14 protein-coding genes and 1 tRNA gene are annotated in these 15,188 nt (G+C 68.9%); 10 read left to right on the top strand and 5 right to left on the bottom strand.

Features of this window, described 5'->3' with window-relative positions; translation table 11 throughout:
* Positions 1-2 precede the first annotated feature (2 nt).
* Both OG828_RS31345 and OG828_RS31340 read left to right on the top strand, forming a co-directional pair.
* Entirely contained in the window at positions 3-539 is a 537-nt protein-coding gene (locus tag OG828_RS31345) for a GNAT family N-acetyltransferase (RefSeq protein WP_328504971.1), read from the top strand.
* On the top strand, positions 536-2,305 hold the full coding sequence (locus OG828_RS31340; RefSeq protein ID WP_328503015.1) for an IucA/IucC family protein: 1,770 nt from the start codon (positions 536-538) through the stop codon (positions 2,303-2,305). Before OG828_RS31345 ends, OG828_RS31340 begins: the two co-directional genes overlap by 4 nt.
* Positions 2,306-2,442: 137 nt before the next feature.
* Here the strand turns inward: OG828_RS31340 and OG828_RS31335 are convergent, their stop codons facing one another.
* A complete protein-coding gene (locus tag OG828_RS31335) occupies positions 2,443-4,002 on the bottom strand; it encodes a beta-N-acetylhexosaminidase (protein ID WP_328503014.1) in 1,560 nt (519 codons plus the stop codon).
* Positions 4,003-4,131: 129 nt separating this feature from the next.
* On the opposite strand from OG828_RS31335, the gene OG828_RS31330 reads away from it, so the two are divergent.
* Complete coding sequence (locus OG828_RS31330) at positions 4,132-5,016, top strand: DUF4429 domain-containing protein (RefSeq protein ID WP_328503013.1); 885 nt, start codon at positions 4,132-4,134, stop codon at positions 5,014-5,016.
* 12 nt (positions 5,017-5,028) lie between these two features.
* Here OG828_RS31330 and OG828_RS31325 read toward each other — a convergent pair whose 3' ends face one another.
* A complete protein-coding gene (locus OG828_RS31325; protein ID WP_328503012.1) occupies positions 5,029-6,588 on the bottom strand; it encodes a purple acid phosphatase family protein in 1,560 nt (519 codons plus the stop codon).
* Positions 6,589-6,774: 186 nt separating this feature from the next.
* Between OG828_RS31325 and OG828_RS31320 the strand changes: the two genes are divergently transcribed.
* Positions 6,775-7,032: a hypothetical protein gene (locus tag OG828_RS31320; protein WP_210576728.1), complete on the top strand. Its 258-nt coding sequence runs from the start codon at positions 6,775-6,777 to the stop codon at positions 7,030-7,032.
* A gap of 12 nt (positions 7,033-7,044) precedes the next feature.
* Positions 7,045-8,862: a glutamine--fructose-6-phosphate transaminase (isomerizing) gene (gene glmS, locus OG828_RS31315; protein WP_328440453.1), complete on the top strand. Its 1,818-nt coding sequence runs from the start codon at positions 7,045-7,047 to the stop codon at positions 8,860-8,862.
* Between the two features lie 149 nt (positions 8,863-9,011).
* Here glmS and OG828_RS31310 read toward each other — a convergent pair whose 3' ends face one another.
* Positions 9,012-9,578: a GPR1/FUN34/YaaH family transporter gene (locus OG828_RS31310; protein WP_328364104.1), complete on the bottom strand. Its 567-nt coding sequence runs from the start codon at positions 9,576-9,578 to the stop codon at positions 9,012-9,014.
* Positions 9,579-9,729: 151 nt separating this feature from the next.
* Positions 9,730-10,257, bottom strand: coding sequence for a universal stress protein (locus OG828_RS31305; RefSeq protein ID WP_328364102.1), 528 nt, complete (start codon positions 10,255-10,257; stop codon positions 9,730-9,732).
* A gap of 317 nt (positions 10,258-10,574) precedes the next feature.
* Here OG828_RS31305 and OG828_RS31300 point away from each other — a divergent pair, with 317 nt between their 5' ends.
* From OG828_RS31300 to OG828_RS31280, 5 genes are all read left to right on the top strand, one after another.
* Positions 10,575-10,895 carry a hypothetical protein gene (locus OG828_RS31300; RefSeq protein ID WP_210576732.1) on the top strand — a complete coding sequence of 107 codons (321 nt, stop codon included), beginning with the start codon at positions 10,575-10,577 and terminating at the stop codon, positions 10,893-10,895.
* Positions 10,896-11,273: 378 nt separating this feature from the next.
* Complete coding sequence (locus OG828_RS31295) at positions 11,274-12,539, top strand: helix-turn-helix domain-containing protein (protein ID WP_328364100.1); 1,266 nt, start codon at positions 11,274-11,276, stop codon at positions 12,537-12,539.
* Between the two features lie 117 nt (positions 12,540-12,656).
* Complete coding sequence (gene orn / locus OG828_RS31290; RefSeq protein ID WP_328364099.1) at positions 12,657-13,259, top strand: oligoribonuclease; 603 nt, start codon at positions 12,657-12,659, stop codon at positions 13,257-13,259.
* A gap of 115 nt (positions 13,260-13,374) precedes the next feature.
* Positions 13,375-13,447 (top strand) — tRNA-His (locus OG828_RS31285).
* A 66-nt stretch (positions 13,448-13,513) separates the two neighbouring features.
* On the top strand, positions 13,514-14,014 hold the full coding sequence (locus OG828_RS31280; protein WP_328503011.1) for a GNAT family N-acetyltransferase: 501 nt from the start codon (positions 13,514-13,516) through the stop codon (positions 14,012-14,014).
* 2 nt (positions 14,015-14,016) lie between these two features.
* On the opposite strand, the gene OG828_RS31275 is transcribed toward OG828_RS31280, so the two are convergent.
* Positions 14,017-15,072, bottom strand: a complete 1,056-nt coding sequence (locus tag OG828_RS31275; protein ID WP_328364095.1) for a LacI family DNA-binding transcriptional regulator — start codon at positions 15,070-15,072, stop codon at positions 14,017-14,019.
* Positions 15,073-15,188 lie beyond the last annotated feature (116 nt).

The following is a 15,188-nucleotide window of genomic DNA, read 5'->3' as shown; positions in this document are numbered from 1 at the left end:
CCATGACGAGCCCCCTCACCTTCACCTTCCGCCCGCTCGACCCCCTCAACGACGCCGAGCTGCTGCACACCTGGGTCACGCACCCCAAGGCGGCCTACTGGATGATGCAGGACGCGAAGTTGCAGGACGTCGAGCGCGCCTACATGGAGATCGCGGCCGACGAGCACCATCACGCCCTGCTCGGGCTGCGGGACGGCGAACCGGCCTTCCTGATGGAGTACTACGACCCCGCGCACCGTGAACTGGTCGGCCTGTACGAGCCGCAGCCCGGCGACGTCGGCATGCACTTCCTGGTGCCGGCGACCGACCGGCCCGTGCACGGCTACACCAAGGCCGTCATCACCGCCGTGATGGCCCACCTCTTCGAGGACCCGCGCACCGCCCGCGTCGTCGTGGAGCCGGACATCGCCAACAAGGCCGTCCACGCCCTGAACGAAGCCGTCGGGTTCATCCCCGAGCGGGAGATACAGAAGCCGGAGAAGAAGGCGTTGCTGAGTTTCTGCACGCGCGACCACTTCGAGAAGGCGGTGCACGGATGACCCTCGCCGACGCCACGGCCCACCTCTCCCCCGAGCGCTGGGAGCGGGCCAACCGCCTCCTCGTCCGCAAGGCTCTCGCCGAGTTCGCGCACGAGCGGCTGATCACCCCCGAGAAGGACGGTGACCAGTACGTCGTCCGCAGCGACGACGGCCTGACCCGGTACACCTTCACAGCAGTCGTCCGCGCCCTCGACCACTGGCAGATCGACGCCGACTCGATCTCCCGCCGCCGCGACGGCGCCGAACTCCCGCTCGCCGCCCTCGACTTCTTCATCGAGCTGAAGAAATCACTCGGCCTGAGCGACGAGGTCCTGCCGGTCTACCTGGAGGAGATCTCCTCCACCCTCTCCGGCACCTGCTACAAGCTCACCAAGCCGCAGACGACCTCCGCCGAGCTGGCGCAAAGCGGCTTCCAGGCCATCGAGACCGGCATGACCGAGGGCCACCCCTGCTTCGTCGCCAACAACGGCCGGCTCGGCTTCGGCATCCACGAGTACCTCTCGTACGCCCCCGAGACCGCCAGCCCGGTCCGCCTGGTCTGGCTCGCCGCCCACCGCTCACGCGCCGCGTTCACGGCCGGTGTCGGCATCGAGTACGAGTCCTTCGTACGGCAGGAGCTGGGCGAGGACACCGTGGAGCGCTTCTACGACGTCCTGCGCGACCAGCACCTCGACCCCGCCGACTACCTCCTCATCCCCGTCCACCCCTGGCAGTGGTGGAACAAGCTGACGGTGACCTTCGCCGCCGAGGTCGCCCAGAAGCACCTGGTCTGCCTCGGCGAGGGCGACGACGAGTACCTGGCCCAGCAATCGATCCGCACCTTCTTCAACAGCACCAGCCCCGAGAAGCACTACGTCAAGACAGCGCTCTCGGTCCTCAACATGGGCTTCATGCGCGGACTCTCGGCCGCCTACATGGAGGCCACCCCCGCCATCAACGACTGGCTCGCCCAGCTCATCGACAACGACCCGGTCCTCAAGTCCACCGGCCTGTCGATCATCCGCGAGCGCGCCGCCGTCGGCTACCGGCACCTGGAGTACGAGAAGGCGACGGACCGCTACTCGCCGTACCGCAAGATGCTGGCGGCCCTGTGGCGCGAAAGCCCGGTCGCGTCCCTCCAGGACGGCGAGTCCCTGGCCACCATGGCCTCCCTCGTCCATGTCGACCACGAGGGCGCGTCCTTCGCGGGCGCCCTGATCGAGCAGTCCGGCCTGACCCCGACGGAGTGGCTGCGCCGCTACCTGCGGGCGTACTTCACCCCGCTCCTCCACAGCTTCTACGCCTACGACCTGGTGTTCATGCCCCACGGCGAAAACGTCATCCTCGTCCTGAAGGACGGCGTCGTGGAACGCGCGATCTACAAGGACATCGCCGAGGAGATCGCCGTCATGGACCCGGAGGCGGTCCTGCCGCCGACGGTCGAACGGCTGCGGGTGGAGGTCCCCGAAGAGAAGAAGCTCCTCTCCATCTTCACGGACGTCTTCGACTGCTTCTTCCGCTTCCTCGCCGCGAACCTGGCGGCCGAGGGAATCCTGGACGAGGACGCCTTCTGGCGCACGGTCGCCGAAGTCACCCGCGACTACCAGCACTCGGTGCCCGAACTCGCCGACAAATTCAACCAGTACGACATGTTCGCCCCCGAGTTCGCCCTCTCCTGCCTCAACCGCCTCCAACTCCGCAACAACAAGCAGATGGTGGACCTGGCGGACCCAGCCGGCGCACTCCAACTGATCGGCAACCTGAAGAACCCCATCGCGGGGCTCTGACACCCAAGACCGGCGGGCACCCCGGAGTACGGTCCTCCGGGGTGCCCGTCGTCATATTCAAACGCCCTTGACGGACACGCCGTTAAGGGGCGCGGGGAACTGCGCGACCAGCCCCCACCGGACCCGCAGACAACAACTCACCACGGAACCTGCGGAGACCGGTAGTACCCAATCCCCATCGCATCCCACCGCGCCCCCTGCGCAGCAAGCCGCACCCTGTAGTCACCCCAGTCATGCGTAGAAGCCGGCGACCACCCCAACTCAGCCACCCCCGCAAGCCTCGGAAACGCCATGTACTCGATATCCGCGGACTTGGTGATCGTCTCGCTCCACAAGGGCGCCTCAACACCCCGAACAGCCGACGCAGGCACCCCCGCGAGATAGTCCCCGGGATCCCAGTCATACGCCCGCTGCACCTCGACGTACCCCGCCCACGACAACCCCAGCGGAGTATTCGCGTCGTACTTCATGTCGAGGTAGATCCGGTCGGCCGGCGACAGAATGATCCCCGTCCCGCCGCGCGCCGCCGCAGCGACCTGCGCCTTCTCCTCCGCACTGGTGGAATCGAGCCCCCAGTACTGCGCAAGCGCCCCCTTCGCCGGAGTGGCCCCTGTCAGCTGATGCCAACCCACCACCGTCTTCCCGTACTTCGCGACGATCGGCTGCACCCGATCCATGAACTTCACGTAATCCTCATGGCTGGTGGAGTGCGCCTCATCCCCACCGATGTGCAGATACCGCCCCGGCGTGATCGCCGCCAGCTCCCGCACCACGTCGTCCACGAAGTCGTACGTGATCTCCTTGTCCACGCACAGCGAGCTGAAGCCGACCTCCGTGCCCGTGTAGAGCGGCGGAGCCACCCCGTCGCAGTTCAGCTCGGCGTACGAGGCCAGCGCGGCGTTCGTGTGGCCGGGCATGTCTATCTCGGGGACGACCTCCAGATGGCGGGAGCCCGCGTACCGGACGATCTCCTTGTAGTCGGCCTTGGTGTAGTAGCCACCGGGGCCACCGCCGACCTGCGTGGAACCGCCGTACGTCGTCAGCCGCGGCCAGGAGTCGATGGCGATGCGCCAGCCCTGGTCGTCGCTGAGGTGCAGATGCAGCTTGTTCATCTTGTACAGGGCGAGCTGGTCGATGTAGCGCTTGACCTGGTCGACGGTGAAGAAGTGCCGGGAGACGTCGAGCATGGCGCCACGCCAGCCGTACCGCGGGGTGTCCTTGATCGTGCCGCCCGCGATCAGCCACGGCCCGGGCTGCACGGAGTCCTTCTCGACGGCGGCGGGAAGGAGCTGACGCAGGGTCTGGACGCCGTGGAAGAGCCCGGAGGGCCCCGCCGCCGTGATGGTGACGCCCTTGCTCCCGCTGTCCAGGCGATAGCCCTCCGCACCGAAGGAGCCCTTGCCGAGCCGGAGTTGGATGCCTCCGGAGCCGTACGTCGTGACCGGCAGTCGATAACCGGTCGAGGGACGCAGGACGTCCGCCAGATACTCGCCGACCCGGCGTGCCTCGCGCGAGCCGTCGACACGGATGCGGGTGGAGTCGGTGATGCGGTACGGCGATCCGCCCGCGTCGACCGAGGCGGGGGCCGGGATCACCCGGTCCAGCGGTGTCGCGGCGGCCCGCGGGGCCGGTGCCGCGCCGACCGCGAAGGCGCCGGCCGCCGTCACCAGCAGCAGCGAACCGAGGAGCCGGAACATACGGGGAGTCGTTCTGTGGTGCCGTCTCACATGCGCTCCCTTCAGGATTGCTCTCAGGATTACCCTCAGGATTGCCTTCAGGATTGGTAGAGACCACTCTCTCGCAGAAGCGATGAAACAATCCCTCTCATGGCGGAAATCATCCAGAAGGACGGCACCTGGGCCTTCGACGGCGACGCCCTGCGACTGACCCCAGGACGGGACAAGAACGTCAGCCTGCTCCGCAAGACCCTGGGTGAACTGGTCGTCCCCCTGGGCGCGTTGGCGGGCATCTCCTTCGAGCAGGGCAGGAAGTCCGGGCGGCTCAGGCTCCGGCTGCGCGACGGCGCCGACCCGCTGCTGCACGCCACCGGCGGACGGCTGGCCGAACCCCACGACCCCTACCAGCTGATCGTCGACGCCGACCGCTACGGCGTCGCCGAGTACTTCACGGACGAGGTCCGCAACGCCCTGCTCCTGGACGAGGTGCCGTCCAACCCCGTCTCCGAGTATCTGCTGCCCGGCCCGGCGGTCCCGCTGTCGGTCTCCGCGGGCGACGGCACCGCGAGCTTCGACGGCGAGCGCATCCGTCTGGAGTGGAACTGGAAGACCGAGGACGCCAAGGCCGCCGCCGGCACCCGCACGCTCGCCCTGTCCGACCTGACCGCCGTCGAATGGCACCCGGCGGCCGGCCTGGAGAACGGCTATCTCCGCTTCACCGTGAAGAACGCCCCCACCAAGGCCCCGCCCAAGTACGACCCCAACTCCGTCGAGCTGTGGGGCTTCAAGAAGGACCCGCTGATGGCCCTGGTCGCGGCGGCGGTCCAGGCCAGACTTCCGCATCCGGCCCAGGCCGCCGCCGTCGACGTACACGACGCACGACCGGAAGTGCCCTCTCCTCCGGTGGCCTCCGCCGAGGACGACCATGACGCCCTCCTGCGCCGGCTGCGCGAACTCGGCGAGCTGCACCGGTCGGGCGTGCTGACGGACGAGGAGTTCACCGTGGCCAAGCAGGCGATCCTCAAGCGGATGTGAGCGGCGTGAGGGCTACTTCGCCCTGCGCGCCACCGTGAAGTGGTCGATCCGGTCACCGGTCTCGGCGATGCCGGACACCTTCAGCCTGGCGTAGTGGCCGCGCGGGGCGGGCTCGACGTCCACGCGCAGGAAGGAATAGTTAAGGTAGCGCACCCGGGACCAGGCGACGGTCTCATCGACCTTGCCGTCCTTGGTGTTGACGAACGAGGCCACGGAGTCGACCTCGTGCGGGTGCCCCTCGTAGGAGTCCGGCGCGCTGAACGCGTACAGACTGCGGCCCGCCGCGCCCGCCGTCACGTAGACGACGCCCTCGGTCTCGGGGTAGGCCGTGTCGCCGATGGCGAGCTTCTTGGCGACCTTGTTCCCCTTGATGACGTCGGTGCGCTCGTACTGGTGGTTGTGGCCGTTGATGACCAGGTCCACCGTGTACTTCTCGAACAGCGGCACCCACTCCTGGCGCACGCCTCCCTCCGAGGCGTGCGAGGTGGACGTGCAGTAGGCGCAGTGGTGGAAGAACACGACGATGAAGTCGATGTCGTGCGCGGCCCGGTACTTCTTCAGCTGCGTCTCGAACCACGTGGTCTGGGTGCCGCCGGAGAGGCCGAGGTTGGCGGGGATCTCGTACGACACGTCGTTCGGGTCGAGCGAGATGACCGCGGTGTTGCCGTAGACGAAGGAGTACACGCCCGGCAGGTTCGCCTTGTCCGGCCCGTTGTCGGGGAGCGTGAAGCGGGCCTCCTCGCCGCCGTAGCCGTTGGGCGAGTACCAGGCCTCCATGTCGTGGTTGCCGTAACTCACCATCCACGGCACGGACTTGGCGACCGACTCGGTCTGGGCGAGGAACTGGTCCCACACCCGCGAGTCGAAGCCGGTGTCGGCGCTCTTGCCCGCGCCGGCCGGGTCGGCGTAGGCGATGTCGCCGGCGTGCAGATGGAAGACCGGGTCCTGGCCGAGGATCAGGCTGTCGTTGGCGAGGCCGTGGTAGCTGACGCCCTGGTCGCCGAAGGCGGTGAAGGTGAACGGCTTCTTGTGGTCGGGCGCGGTGGTGAAGGTGCCCAGGGTGCCGATCAGATGCGGCTCGGCCGGGTCGAAGCCGTCGTGGCCGACGCCGTAGTAGTACGTGCTGCCGGGGCGCAGATGGGTCAGCCGGGCGTGCACGTAGTACTGGGTGTGGTCGGCGCTGACGCCGACGCCGGCCGGGGTGTAGAGGGTGCGCACCTCGGCGTCGATCTTGCGGGAGAGGTCCCAGGGGCGGGCGCCGATCCGGATGAACGGCTTCTTGACGGCGACCGGGACCTGCCAGGAGACGGTCATCTCGGTGCGCGCGTCGTTGCCGTAGGCCAGGTGGCGGCCGAAGGGGGCGACGAGCGCGCCGTCGACGGTCTCGGTGCTCGTCCGCCGCGTCGGCACCGCGGCCTGGGCGGTGGCACCCGGTACGAACGCGCCACCCGCGACGGCGCCGAGCGTGACGGCGCCACCTCTGATCATTGTGCGCCGCGAGAAACGCGTGCGCAGGTACTCGTGCTGCTCGGCCATGCTCATGCGCTCGGCCAGCCGCTCCGGTACTCCCATGCGAGGAATGTCCATGGCGACTGAAACTCGTCCCCTTGGGCAACGAGCCGAGTGCTCCCGCATGGACAGCTCACGAACAGGTGTCCATGACGGATTCAACGTTCCCCCAAAGAGATTCAACAGGCCAATGCCCGATATCGGGCAGGATTCTTGCGAAAGCGCCGCCGGTACCCCAGGATCTACCGGGTGCACGACGAACTCGTAGATCATCTGACGCGCTCCACGCCCCTCAGCCGGGGCGAGGCGCTGCGCGTGATCCAGGACGTGCTCGCCTACTTCGACGAGACGACCGAGGACTACGTCCGTCGCCGCCACCGTGAGCTGCAGGCCCAGGGTCTGGTGAACGCGGAGATCTTCGAACGGATCGAGGCGGACCTCACATACAGAGCGGTCGCACCCCCGGAGCTCACCCTCCGGCAGCTGCGCCGCATCGTCTACGGCTAGGAATACCTCTACATGTGCGGAATTGTCGGATACATCGGCAAGCGTGACGTCGCCCCCCTGCTCCTGGAGGGCCTCCAGCGTCTGGAGTACCGCGGCTACGACTCGGCCGGCATCGTCGTGACCACGCCCAAGTCCTCAGCCCTGAAGATGGTCAAGGCCAAGGGCCGGGTCCGCGACCTGGAAGCCAAGGTGCCGGCCCGCTTCAAGGGCACCACCGGCATCGCCCACACCCGCTGGGCCACCCACGGCGCCCCCTCCGACGTCAACGCCCACCCGCACCTCGACGCCGAGGGCAAGGTCGCCGTCGTCCACAACGGCATCATCGACAACGCCTCCGACCTGCGCCGCAAACTGGAGGCCGACGGCGTCGAGTTCCTCTCCGAGACCGACACCGAGGTCCTCGTCCACCTGATCGCCCGCTCGCAGGCGGAGAAGCTCGAGGACAAGGTCCGCGACACCCTCCGCGTCATCGAGGGCACCTACGGCATCGCCGTCCTCCACGCCGACTTCCCCGACCGCATCGTCGTCGCCCGCAACGGCTCCCCGGTCGTGCTCGGCATCGGCGAGAAGGAGATGTTCGTCGCGTCGGACATCGCGGCCCTGGTCACCCACACCCGGCAGATAGTGACGCTGGACGACGGCGAGATGGCCACCCTCAAGGCCGACGACTTCCGCACGTACACGACGGAGGGCACGCGTACGACGGCGGAGCCCACCACCGTCGAATGGGAAGCCGCCTCCTACGACATGGGCGGCCACGACACCTACATGCACAAGGAGATCCACGAGCAGGCCGACGCCGTGGACCGCGTCCTGCGCGGCCGCATCGACGACCGCTTCTCCACCGTGCACCTCGGCGGCCTGAACCTGGACGCCCGCGAGGCCCGCCAGATCCGCCGCGTCAAGATCCTCGGCTGCGGCACCTCGTACCACGCCGGCATGATCGGCGCCCAGATGATCGAGGAGCTGGCCCGCATCCCCGCGGACGCCGAGCCCGCCTCCGAATTCCGCTACCGCAACGCGGTCGTCGACCCCGACACCCTGTACATCGCGGTCTCCCAGTCCGGTGAGACGTACGACGTCCTGGCCGCCGTGCAGGAGCTGAAGCGCAAGGGCGCGCGGGTGCTGGGCGTGGTCAACGTCGTCGGCTCGGCGATCGCCCGCGAGGCGGACGGCGGCATCTACGTGCACGCGGGCCCCGAGGTCTGCGTCGTCTCGACCAAGTGCTTCACCAACACGACGGTCGCCTTCGCGCTCCTCGCCCTCCACCTGGGCCGCACCCGTGACCTCTCGGTCCGCGACGGCAAGCGCATCATCGAGGGCCTGCGCAAACTCCCCGCCCAGATCGCCGAGATCATGGAGCACGAGGGCGAGATCGAGAAGCTGGCCCAGCAGTACGCTGAGGCGCGCTCGATGCTCTTCATCGGTCGCGTCCGCGGCTACCCGGTCGCCCGCGAGGCCTCCCTGAAGCTCAAGGAGGTCTCCTACATCCACGCGGAGGCCTACCCCGCCTCAGAACTGAAGCACGGCCCCCTGGCCCTCATCGAGCCCGCCCTCCCCACGGTCGCCATCGTCCCCGACGACGACCTCCTGGAGAAGAACCGCGCCGCCATGGAGGAGATCAAGGCCCGCAGCGGCAAGATCCTCGCCGTGGCCCACCAGCACCAGGAGAAGGCCGACCAGACGCTCGTAGTCCCGAAGAACGAGGACGAACTGGACCCGATCCTGATGGGCATCCCCCTCCAACTCCTCGCCTACCACACGGCATTGGCACTGGGCAGGGACATCGACAAGCCGAGGAACCTCGCCAAGTCAGTAACGGTGGAGTAAAGCGCCCCTTCAGGGGCGCGGGGAACTGCGCGAGCAACCCCCACACACCCGCAGAGGCCACACAACAGAACGGACCCCCACGTGCTGCCACCAGACACGGGGGGTCCGTTATCAACGCCGGGGGCCGCCCAAACCCCCAGCCAGCGCAGCTAACCGTGGGCCGTCACGCCCCGACCAGCAGCACGCCCTCGCAGCGCAGTCGGCCAGTGAGCCAAGGCCGCAGTCGCCGCATACCAAGCCACCGCACCGGCCGCGACAGCGAACCACCCACCCACCTTGGTGAGCCCGTCATTGTCGGCGAAATGGGCGACAGCCATGAGCACCAGGGCGACGAAGAACAACCCGTACATCCCCTGACCGAGCTGATCACCACCCGCGAGGGTGAGGGTCAACGCCACCAGGGCGAAGAGCAGCAGGAACAACCCGGCCGCGTTGGCGGAGACTTGGGCGTCGGCGGAGACGGCCCAGGTGAACCAGAGCGCACCGAGCGCGCAGAACGCCGTACCACCGACGGAGTCCCTGTCCCGGAAGGCCATGAGGCCGGCGACGAAGAGGGCGACACCGCCCACGTACTGGGCGATTGATACGGCGTCAGCAGCCGACACTCCGTCGATCACGTCGGTGTACCCCAGCCCGAAGGCCAACAGGGTGATTCCCAGGGCGAGTCGGCCGACCACGGTGGTGATTCCGCTTCCCGCAGAGACGTCGTTGTCCACGGCGGGCTCCCTTCATGCATGTGCAGTTGTGCGGTGACCGGTATATGCCCTTCACAAGGGCACAAACACCTCTACGCGCGAGTAGTTTTACGCTCCGCAGAAAGGGGGTCAGGCCACGCCAACGCCACATCTCACCTGGGACAACGGCGAGTTACGGAATGACAACGACGGGCCGCTTCGCACGCTTGGCGAGCCGCCCCGCGACGGACCCGAAGAGCCGTCCGACGATGCCCTGCGTGGACCCGACGACGATCGCGTCCGCCTCGTACTCCCGCCCGACCTCTTCGAGTTCATGGCAGATGTCGCCGCCGCGCTCGACGAGGATCCAGGGCACCTCGGCGAGATAGTCCGCGCAGGCGAGCTCAAGCCCGAGCACCTCGGTGCGATGGTCCGGGACGTCGACGAAGACGGGTGGCTCGCAGCCGGCCCACACGGTGGTGGGCAACCGGTTGGCCACGTGGACGATGATCAGGCCCGACCCGGAGCGATGAGCCATGCCGATGGCGTACGCGAGGGCCCGCTCACTGGAGGTGGAGCCGTCGAAGCCGACGACGACGCCGTGCTTGAAGGCGGGATCGCAGGAATGGCGTGACTCTTCCGCCGCCAGGGGATCGGCCGCCGTGTGATCGGCGACCGGCCGCTTGCGGTCCGCGGGTTCGAAGAATTCGTGACCGGCCATGGCTGTCTCGGCGTTGTGATCCTTTTGGGAGGGACGACAGTATGCGGCGGAGCTGTGTCCGGGAATCATCTTCCCAACCCCATACCCCCAAGGGTACGGCGGCACGCCTCCTTAAGCCCAGATCCCGCGCAACCTCCGCGGGGGTTCCAGGGAGCATGCACGAGGCCACGCCCGCAACGCAATGGTTGCTGCGCCGTACAGGCGGTTTGCACAGCGTTCACTCACCCGGCCCGCGCGGGGCCGGAGCAGCACGTACAGTGACCGACACCTCGAACACGCGTTGAACCCGGCGACCGACCGACCCCCGGGAGCACGCAATGTCCGGCCCACGTTCCACCCCCGAGGCCCCCCACTCCCAGGACACCGCGACCGACGTGGTCCGCTGGGCGGCCTTCAGCTGTGTACTCGTCCCCGTCGTCCTTGTCGTGTACGGCACCTCGCTCGCCGGCGCCACGGGTACGGCCCTCGGCCTGGCGGCCGTCACCGCCGTCTGCCGGGTGCTGCTGCGCCAGTCCGAGCGCAGCGCCGCCCGGCCGCTCACCGACGAACCCGCACCGCACCGGGGCCGTCACCACAGAAGCGGAACGGGGGCCCACCGAGGCGGACGTCACACTGGGGGAAACTCACCGGTCGACTGACCGGTTTCCATACCCCCAACCGCTTCTTTTCAGCCAACTTCTGGCTACCGCACGCCCCTTGCCCTGAGCACCCCCCACGCCCCGTTCCACCTGCACGGAAAGGGCCTCGGAGGGCGTGCGCACCCTACAGGGATTGGCCACTGCGACGAGGCGCACTTCCCTGCACGCCCCGCGAGTGCAACGCTTCGTGATCGAATGCTTCACGCCAAGTTGCCAAGTCGACAATGTGCCGGGTGATGAACTGGTCACCCCGGCACCACGGGACGCAGTAGATTCGATCTTGACTGTCTTACGGCGGGGGACTCGTGCAGGACCGAGGGGAAACGTGCAGGAGCGACACAACCGAGGAGCCGCGACCACCGAGGGGGGCTTAGCAGTATGAGCCACGACTCCACTGCCGCGCCGGAAGCCGCGGCCCGGAAACTTTCCGGGCGACGCCGCAAGGAGATCGTCGCGGTGCTGCTGTTCAGCGGCGGCCCCATCTTCGAGAGTTCCATACCGTTGTCGGTGTTCGGGATCGACCGCCAGGACGCCGGCGTACCGCGCTACCGACTGCTGGTGTGCGGTGGCGAAGAAGGACCGCTACGGACCACGGGGGGCCTTGAGCTCTCCGCACCGCATGGCCTGGAAGCGATCTCGCGGGCGGGCACGGTCGTCGTGCCTGCCTGGCGCTCGATCACTTCCCCGCCACCGGAGGAGGCGCTCGACGCACTCCGCCGGGCACACGAAGAGGGCGCCCGCATCGTAGGGCTGTGCACCGGCGCCTTCGTGCTGGCGGCGGCGGGCCTGCTGGACGGCCGCCCCGCGACCACCCACTGGATGTACGCGCCGACGCTGGCCAAGCGCTATCCGTCGGTGCACGTCGACCCACGGGAACTCTTCGTGGACGACGGCGACGTACTGACGAGCGCGGGCACCGCGGCCGGAATCGACCTGTGCCTGCACATCGTGCGGACGGACCACGGCAACGAGGCGGCGGGCGCGCTCGCCCGGCGCCTGGTGGTCCCGCCGCGCCGGAGCGGCGGCCAGGAGCGCTACCTCGATCGATCTTTACCAGAGGAGATCGGCGCCGACCCGCTGGCCGAGGTCGTCGCCTGGGCGCTGGAGCATCTCCACGAGCAGTTCGACGTGGAGACGCTCGCCGCGCGCGCGTACATGAGCCGTCGTACGTTCGACCGCCGGTTCCGCTCGCTGACGGGAAGCGCCCCGCTGCAGTGGCTGATCACGCAGCGGGTGCTCCAGGCGCAGCGTCTGCTGGAGACGTCGGACTACTCGGTGGACGAGGTCGCGGGCCGCTGCGGCTTCCGTTCGCCGGTGGCGCTGCGCGGGCACTTCCGCCGCCAGCTCGGCTCGTCGCCCGCGGCGTACCGGGCCGCGTACCGGGCGCGCAGGCCGCAGGGCGAGAAGCAGCCGGTGGACACCGACGGAGCACCGGCCGCGACCGGCTCACCGGGCTCCCCGAGCCCGGCACCCGCGCTCCATTCGGAGGGCCCCGGCGCGGTCCCGATGCAGACCCGCCGTACCGCGGCGGCGAACGCGGTCGGACCGTCGCCGTCACTGGCGGCGACCGCGTCCGGCGAGCACGGCCGTGAGGCGTACGCGGGAAGCCGGGCGACGTTGCCGGGGCAGCGCAGCGGATCGTAGGCCGATGTCGATGGTGAGGGGCGGGGCACTCCACGCCCCTCACCATGGCGGCCGGCGTGAGGAGCCCGGCGCCACCGCGGGGCCCTCATAAGCGGAGGTCGGCTTTAGGGTGGTCGCATGAACGATCGTATGGTCTGGATCGACTGCGAGATGACCGGCCTCTCGCTGTCCGACGACGCACTCATCGAAGTGGCCGCCCTCGTCACCGACTCCGAGCTGAACGTACTCGGCGAGGGTGTGGACATCGTCATCCGTCCGCCGGACTCCGCGCTGGAGACGATGCCGGACGTGGTGCGTCAGATGCACACCGCCTCCGGACTGCTCGACGAGCTCCCGGCCGGCACGACTTTGGCGGACGCCGAGGAGCAGGTGCTCGCCTACGTCCGGGAACACGTCAAGGAGCCCGGCAAGGCCCCGCTGTGCGGCAACTCCGTCGGCACCGACCGCGGTTTCCTCCTGCGGGACATGCCGAAGGTCGAGGAGTTCCTCCACTACCGCATCGTCGATGTGTCGTCGATCAAGGAGCTGGCCCGGCGCTGGTATCCGCGGGCGTACTTCAACAGCCCCGAGAAGAACGGCAACCACCGCGCCCTCGCCGACATCCGCGAGTCCATCGCGGAACTGCGCTACTACCGCGAGGCCGTCTTCGTCCCCCAGCCCGGCCCCGATTCCGACACGGCGAGGACGATCGCCGCGAAGTACGTTCTGCCTGCTCAGTAGGCAGGTCAGGGGCGTTGAGGGGGGCGCCGCGAAAGCCAGGCGCGAGCACCCCTTCGGACCCTGTACACTTTTTCTCGGCCGGTCGGGGAGAACACTCGTCGAATCGCCGGTCATGGTGGGTGTAGCTCAGCTGGTAGAGCACCTGGTTGTGGTCCAGGATGCCGCGGGTTCGAGTCCCGTCACTCACCCTGAGTGATCAGCCGGTGACTTCGAGAAATCGAAGTCACCGGCTGATTCCGTTTCCGGGGGGCCTGTTGCACAGCGAACCGATCCGCACCGCCCGCCTCGACCTGCTCCCCCTGCGCGTCGAGCACGCCACCGAGATGGCCGCCGTACTCTCCGACCCGGCCCTGCACACCTACATCGGCGGCACTCCGAGTACCCCCGAAGCCCTCCGCACCCGCTACGCACGCCTCGTCGCCGGCTCCCCCGACCCGGCAGTCTCCTGGCGCAACTGGGTCCTGCGCCACCGCACCGACTCCCATCTCATGGGCACCGTCCAGGCCACGATCACGGGATCGACCGCGGAGATCGCCTGGGTCGTGGGCACGCCGTGGCAAGGACACGGTTATGCCTCCGAGGCGGCGGGAGGGCTCGTGGCCTGGCTACGGGAGGGACACCCCGGGCTCACGGTGATCGCCCATATCCACCCGGCCCACCACGCCTCCGCCGCTGTGGCCAGAGCCGCCGGCCTGTCCCCCACGGACGAGGAACATGACGGCGAGGTGCGGTGGCGGCTCTCCCCGCAGCTGTGACGTCATGACGACGTACGCGGCACCAGTTCCGTAGCCAGGACCAGCTGGCGGCGCTCCAGACCCCGGGAGGCCGGTGGGCGGCGGTCGGCTATCTCGGTGAGGAGGAGGTCGATCATGGTGCGGCCCATTTCCTGTATGGGCTGGCGGACGCTGGTGAGGGGCGGGTCCATGTGGCGGGCGATGGCGGAGTCGTCGTAGCCGACGAGGGCGACGTCGTCGGGGATGCGGCGGCCGGCCTCGCGGAGGACCTGGCGGGCGCCGGCCGCGGTGACGTCGGAAGCGGCGAAGACGGCGTCGAGGTCGGGGCAGCGGTCGAGGAGCGCGGCCATCGCCCGGTGGCCGCCCTCCTCCGTGAAGTCGCCGGGTTCGATGAGGCGGTCGTCGGCCTCGTGGCCCGCGTCGCTCAGGGCGTCGCGGTAGCCGTCGACGCGGCGCTGGGCGCCGTAGACGTCCTGGCGGCCGGTGATGTGGGCGATCGTGCGGCGGCCGCCGGCGAGGAGGTGCTCGACGGCTGAGCGGGCGCCGCCGTAGTTGTCGGAGTCGACCGAGGTGAGCGTCTCGGCGGCCGACCTGGGGCCGCTGATGACCGCGGGTATCTCCAGTTGGGCGAGGAGGTCGGGGAGCGGGTCGTCCGCGTGGACCGAGACCAGCAGGACGCCGTCGACGCGGTGGGCGGCGAGGTACTGGGCGAGGCGGGCGCGCTCCCGGTCGCTGCCGGCGAAGATCAGCAGCAACTGCATCTCGGTGTCGGAGAGTTCGGCGCCGACGCCCTTGAGAATGTCCGAGAAGTACGGCTCCGAGAAGAAGCGGGTCTCCGGCTCCGGGACGACCAGAGCGATCGCGTCCGTCCGGTTGGCGGCGAGGGCGCGGGCGGCCGTGTTCGGGACGTAGCCGAGCTCCGCGACCGCCGCCTCGACGGCCGCGCGGGTGGCGTCGCTGACCCGGGGCGAGCCGTTGATCACCCGGGAGACCGTGCCACGGCCGACTCCGGCGCGGGCGGCGACCTCTTCGAGGGTGGGCCGGCCACCGCTCCGGCCCCGCGCTCCATGGATTGCCATGTGGCTCCGCCTTTCCGCCGTCACCGCGCCGGCCTGGAATCTAACAGCCCCGGCTGACATGGTGACCTTCCGAGCCGCCCCCCGACGGGCCGGGCCGTGCCGCCGAGGTCCAGTTG

Source organism: Streptomyces sp. NBC_00457 (assembly GCF_036014015.1).
Taxonomy (GTDB): Bacteria; Actinomycetota; Actinomycetes; order Streptomycetales; family Streptomycetaceae; genus Streptomyces.
Note: the sequence above shows the minus strand (reverse complement) of the source record. Positions and strands in the feature narration are given on the sequence as shown.

Excerpts from the sequence above, each read along its gene's own strand:
- OG828_RS31300 (WP_210576732.1), top strand. The coding sequence starts at position 10,575 with ATGTCCGGCCCACGTTCCACCCCCGAGGCCCCCCACTCCCAGGACACC.
- orn (WP_328364099.1), top strand. The coding sequence starts at position 12,657 with ATGAACGATCGTATGGTCTGGATCGACTGCGAGATGACCGGCCTCTCG.
- OG828_RS31305 (WP_328364102.1), bottom strand. The coding sequence starts at position 10,257 with ATGGCCGGTCACGAATTCTTCGAACCCGCGGACCGCAAGCGGCCGGTC.
- OG828_RS31340 (WP_328503015.1), top strand. The coding sequence starts at position 536 with ATGACCCTCGCCGACGCCACGGCCCACCTCTCCCCCGAGCGCTGGGAG.
- OG828_RS31335 (WP_328503014.1), bottom strand. The coding sequence starts at position 4,002 with ATGTTCCGGCTCCTCGGTTCGCTGCTGCTGGTGACGGCGGCCGGCGCC.
- OG828_RS31275 (WP_328364095.1), bottom strand. The coding sequence starts at position 15,072 with ATGGCAATCCATGGAGCGCGGGGCCGGAGCGGTGGCCGGCCCACCCTC.
- OG828_RS31325 (WP_328503012.1), bottom strand. The coding sequence starts at position 6,588 with ATGGGAGTACCGGAGCGGCTGGCCGAGCGCATGAGCATGGCCGAGCAG.
- OG828_RS31345 (WP_328504971.1), top strand. The coding sequence starts at position 3 with ATGACGAGCCCCCTCACCTTCACCTTCCGCCCGCTCGACCCCCTCAAC.
- OG828_RS31330 (WP_328503013.1), top strand. The coding sequence starts at position 4,132 with ATGGCGGAAATCATCCAGAAGGACGGCACCTGGGCCTTCGACGGCGAC.
- glmS (WP_328440453.1), top strand. The coding sequence starts at position 7,045 with ATGTGCGGAATTGTCGGATACATCGGCAAGCGTGACGTCGCCCCCCTG.
- OG828_RS31295 (WP_328364100.1), top strand. The coding sequence starts at position 11,274 with ATGAGCCACGACTCCACTGCCGCGCCGGAAGCCGCGGCCCGGAAACTT.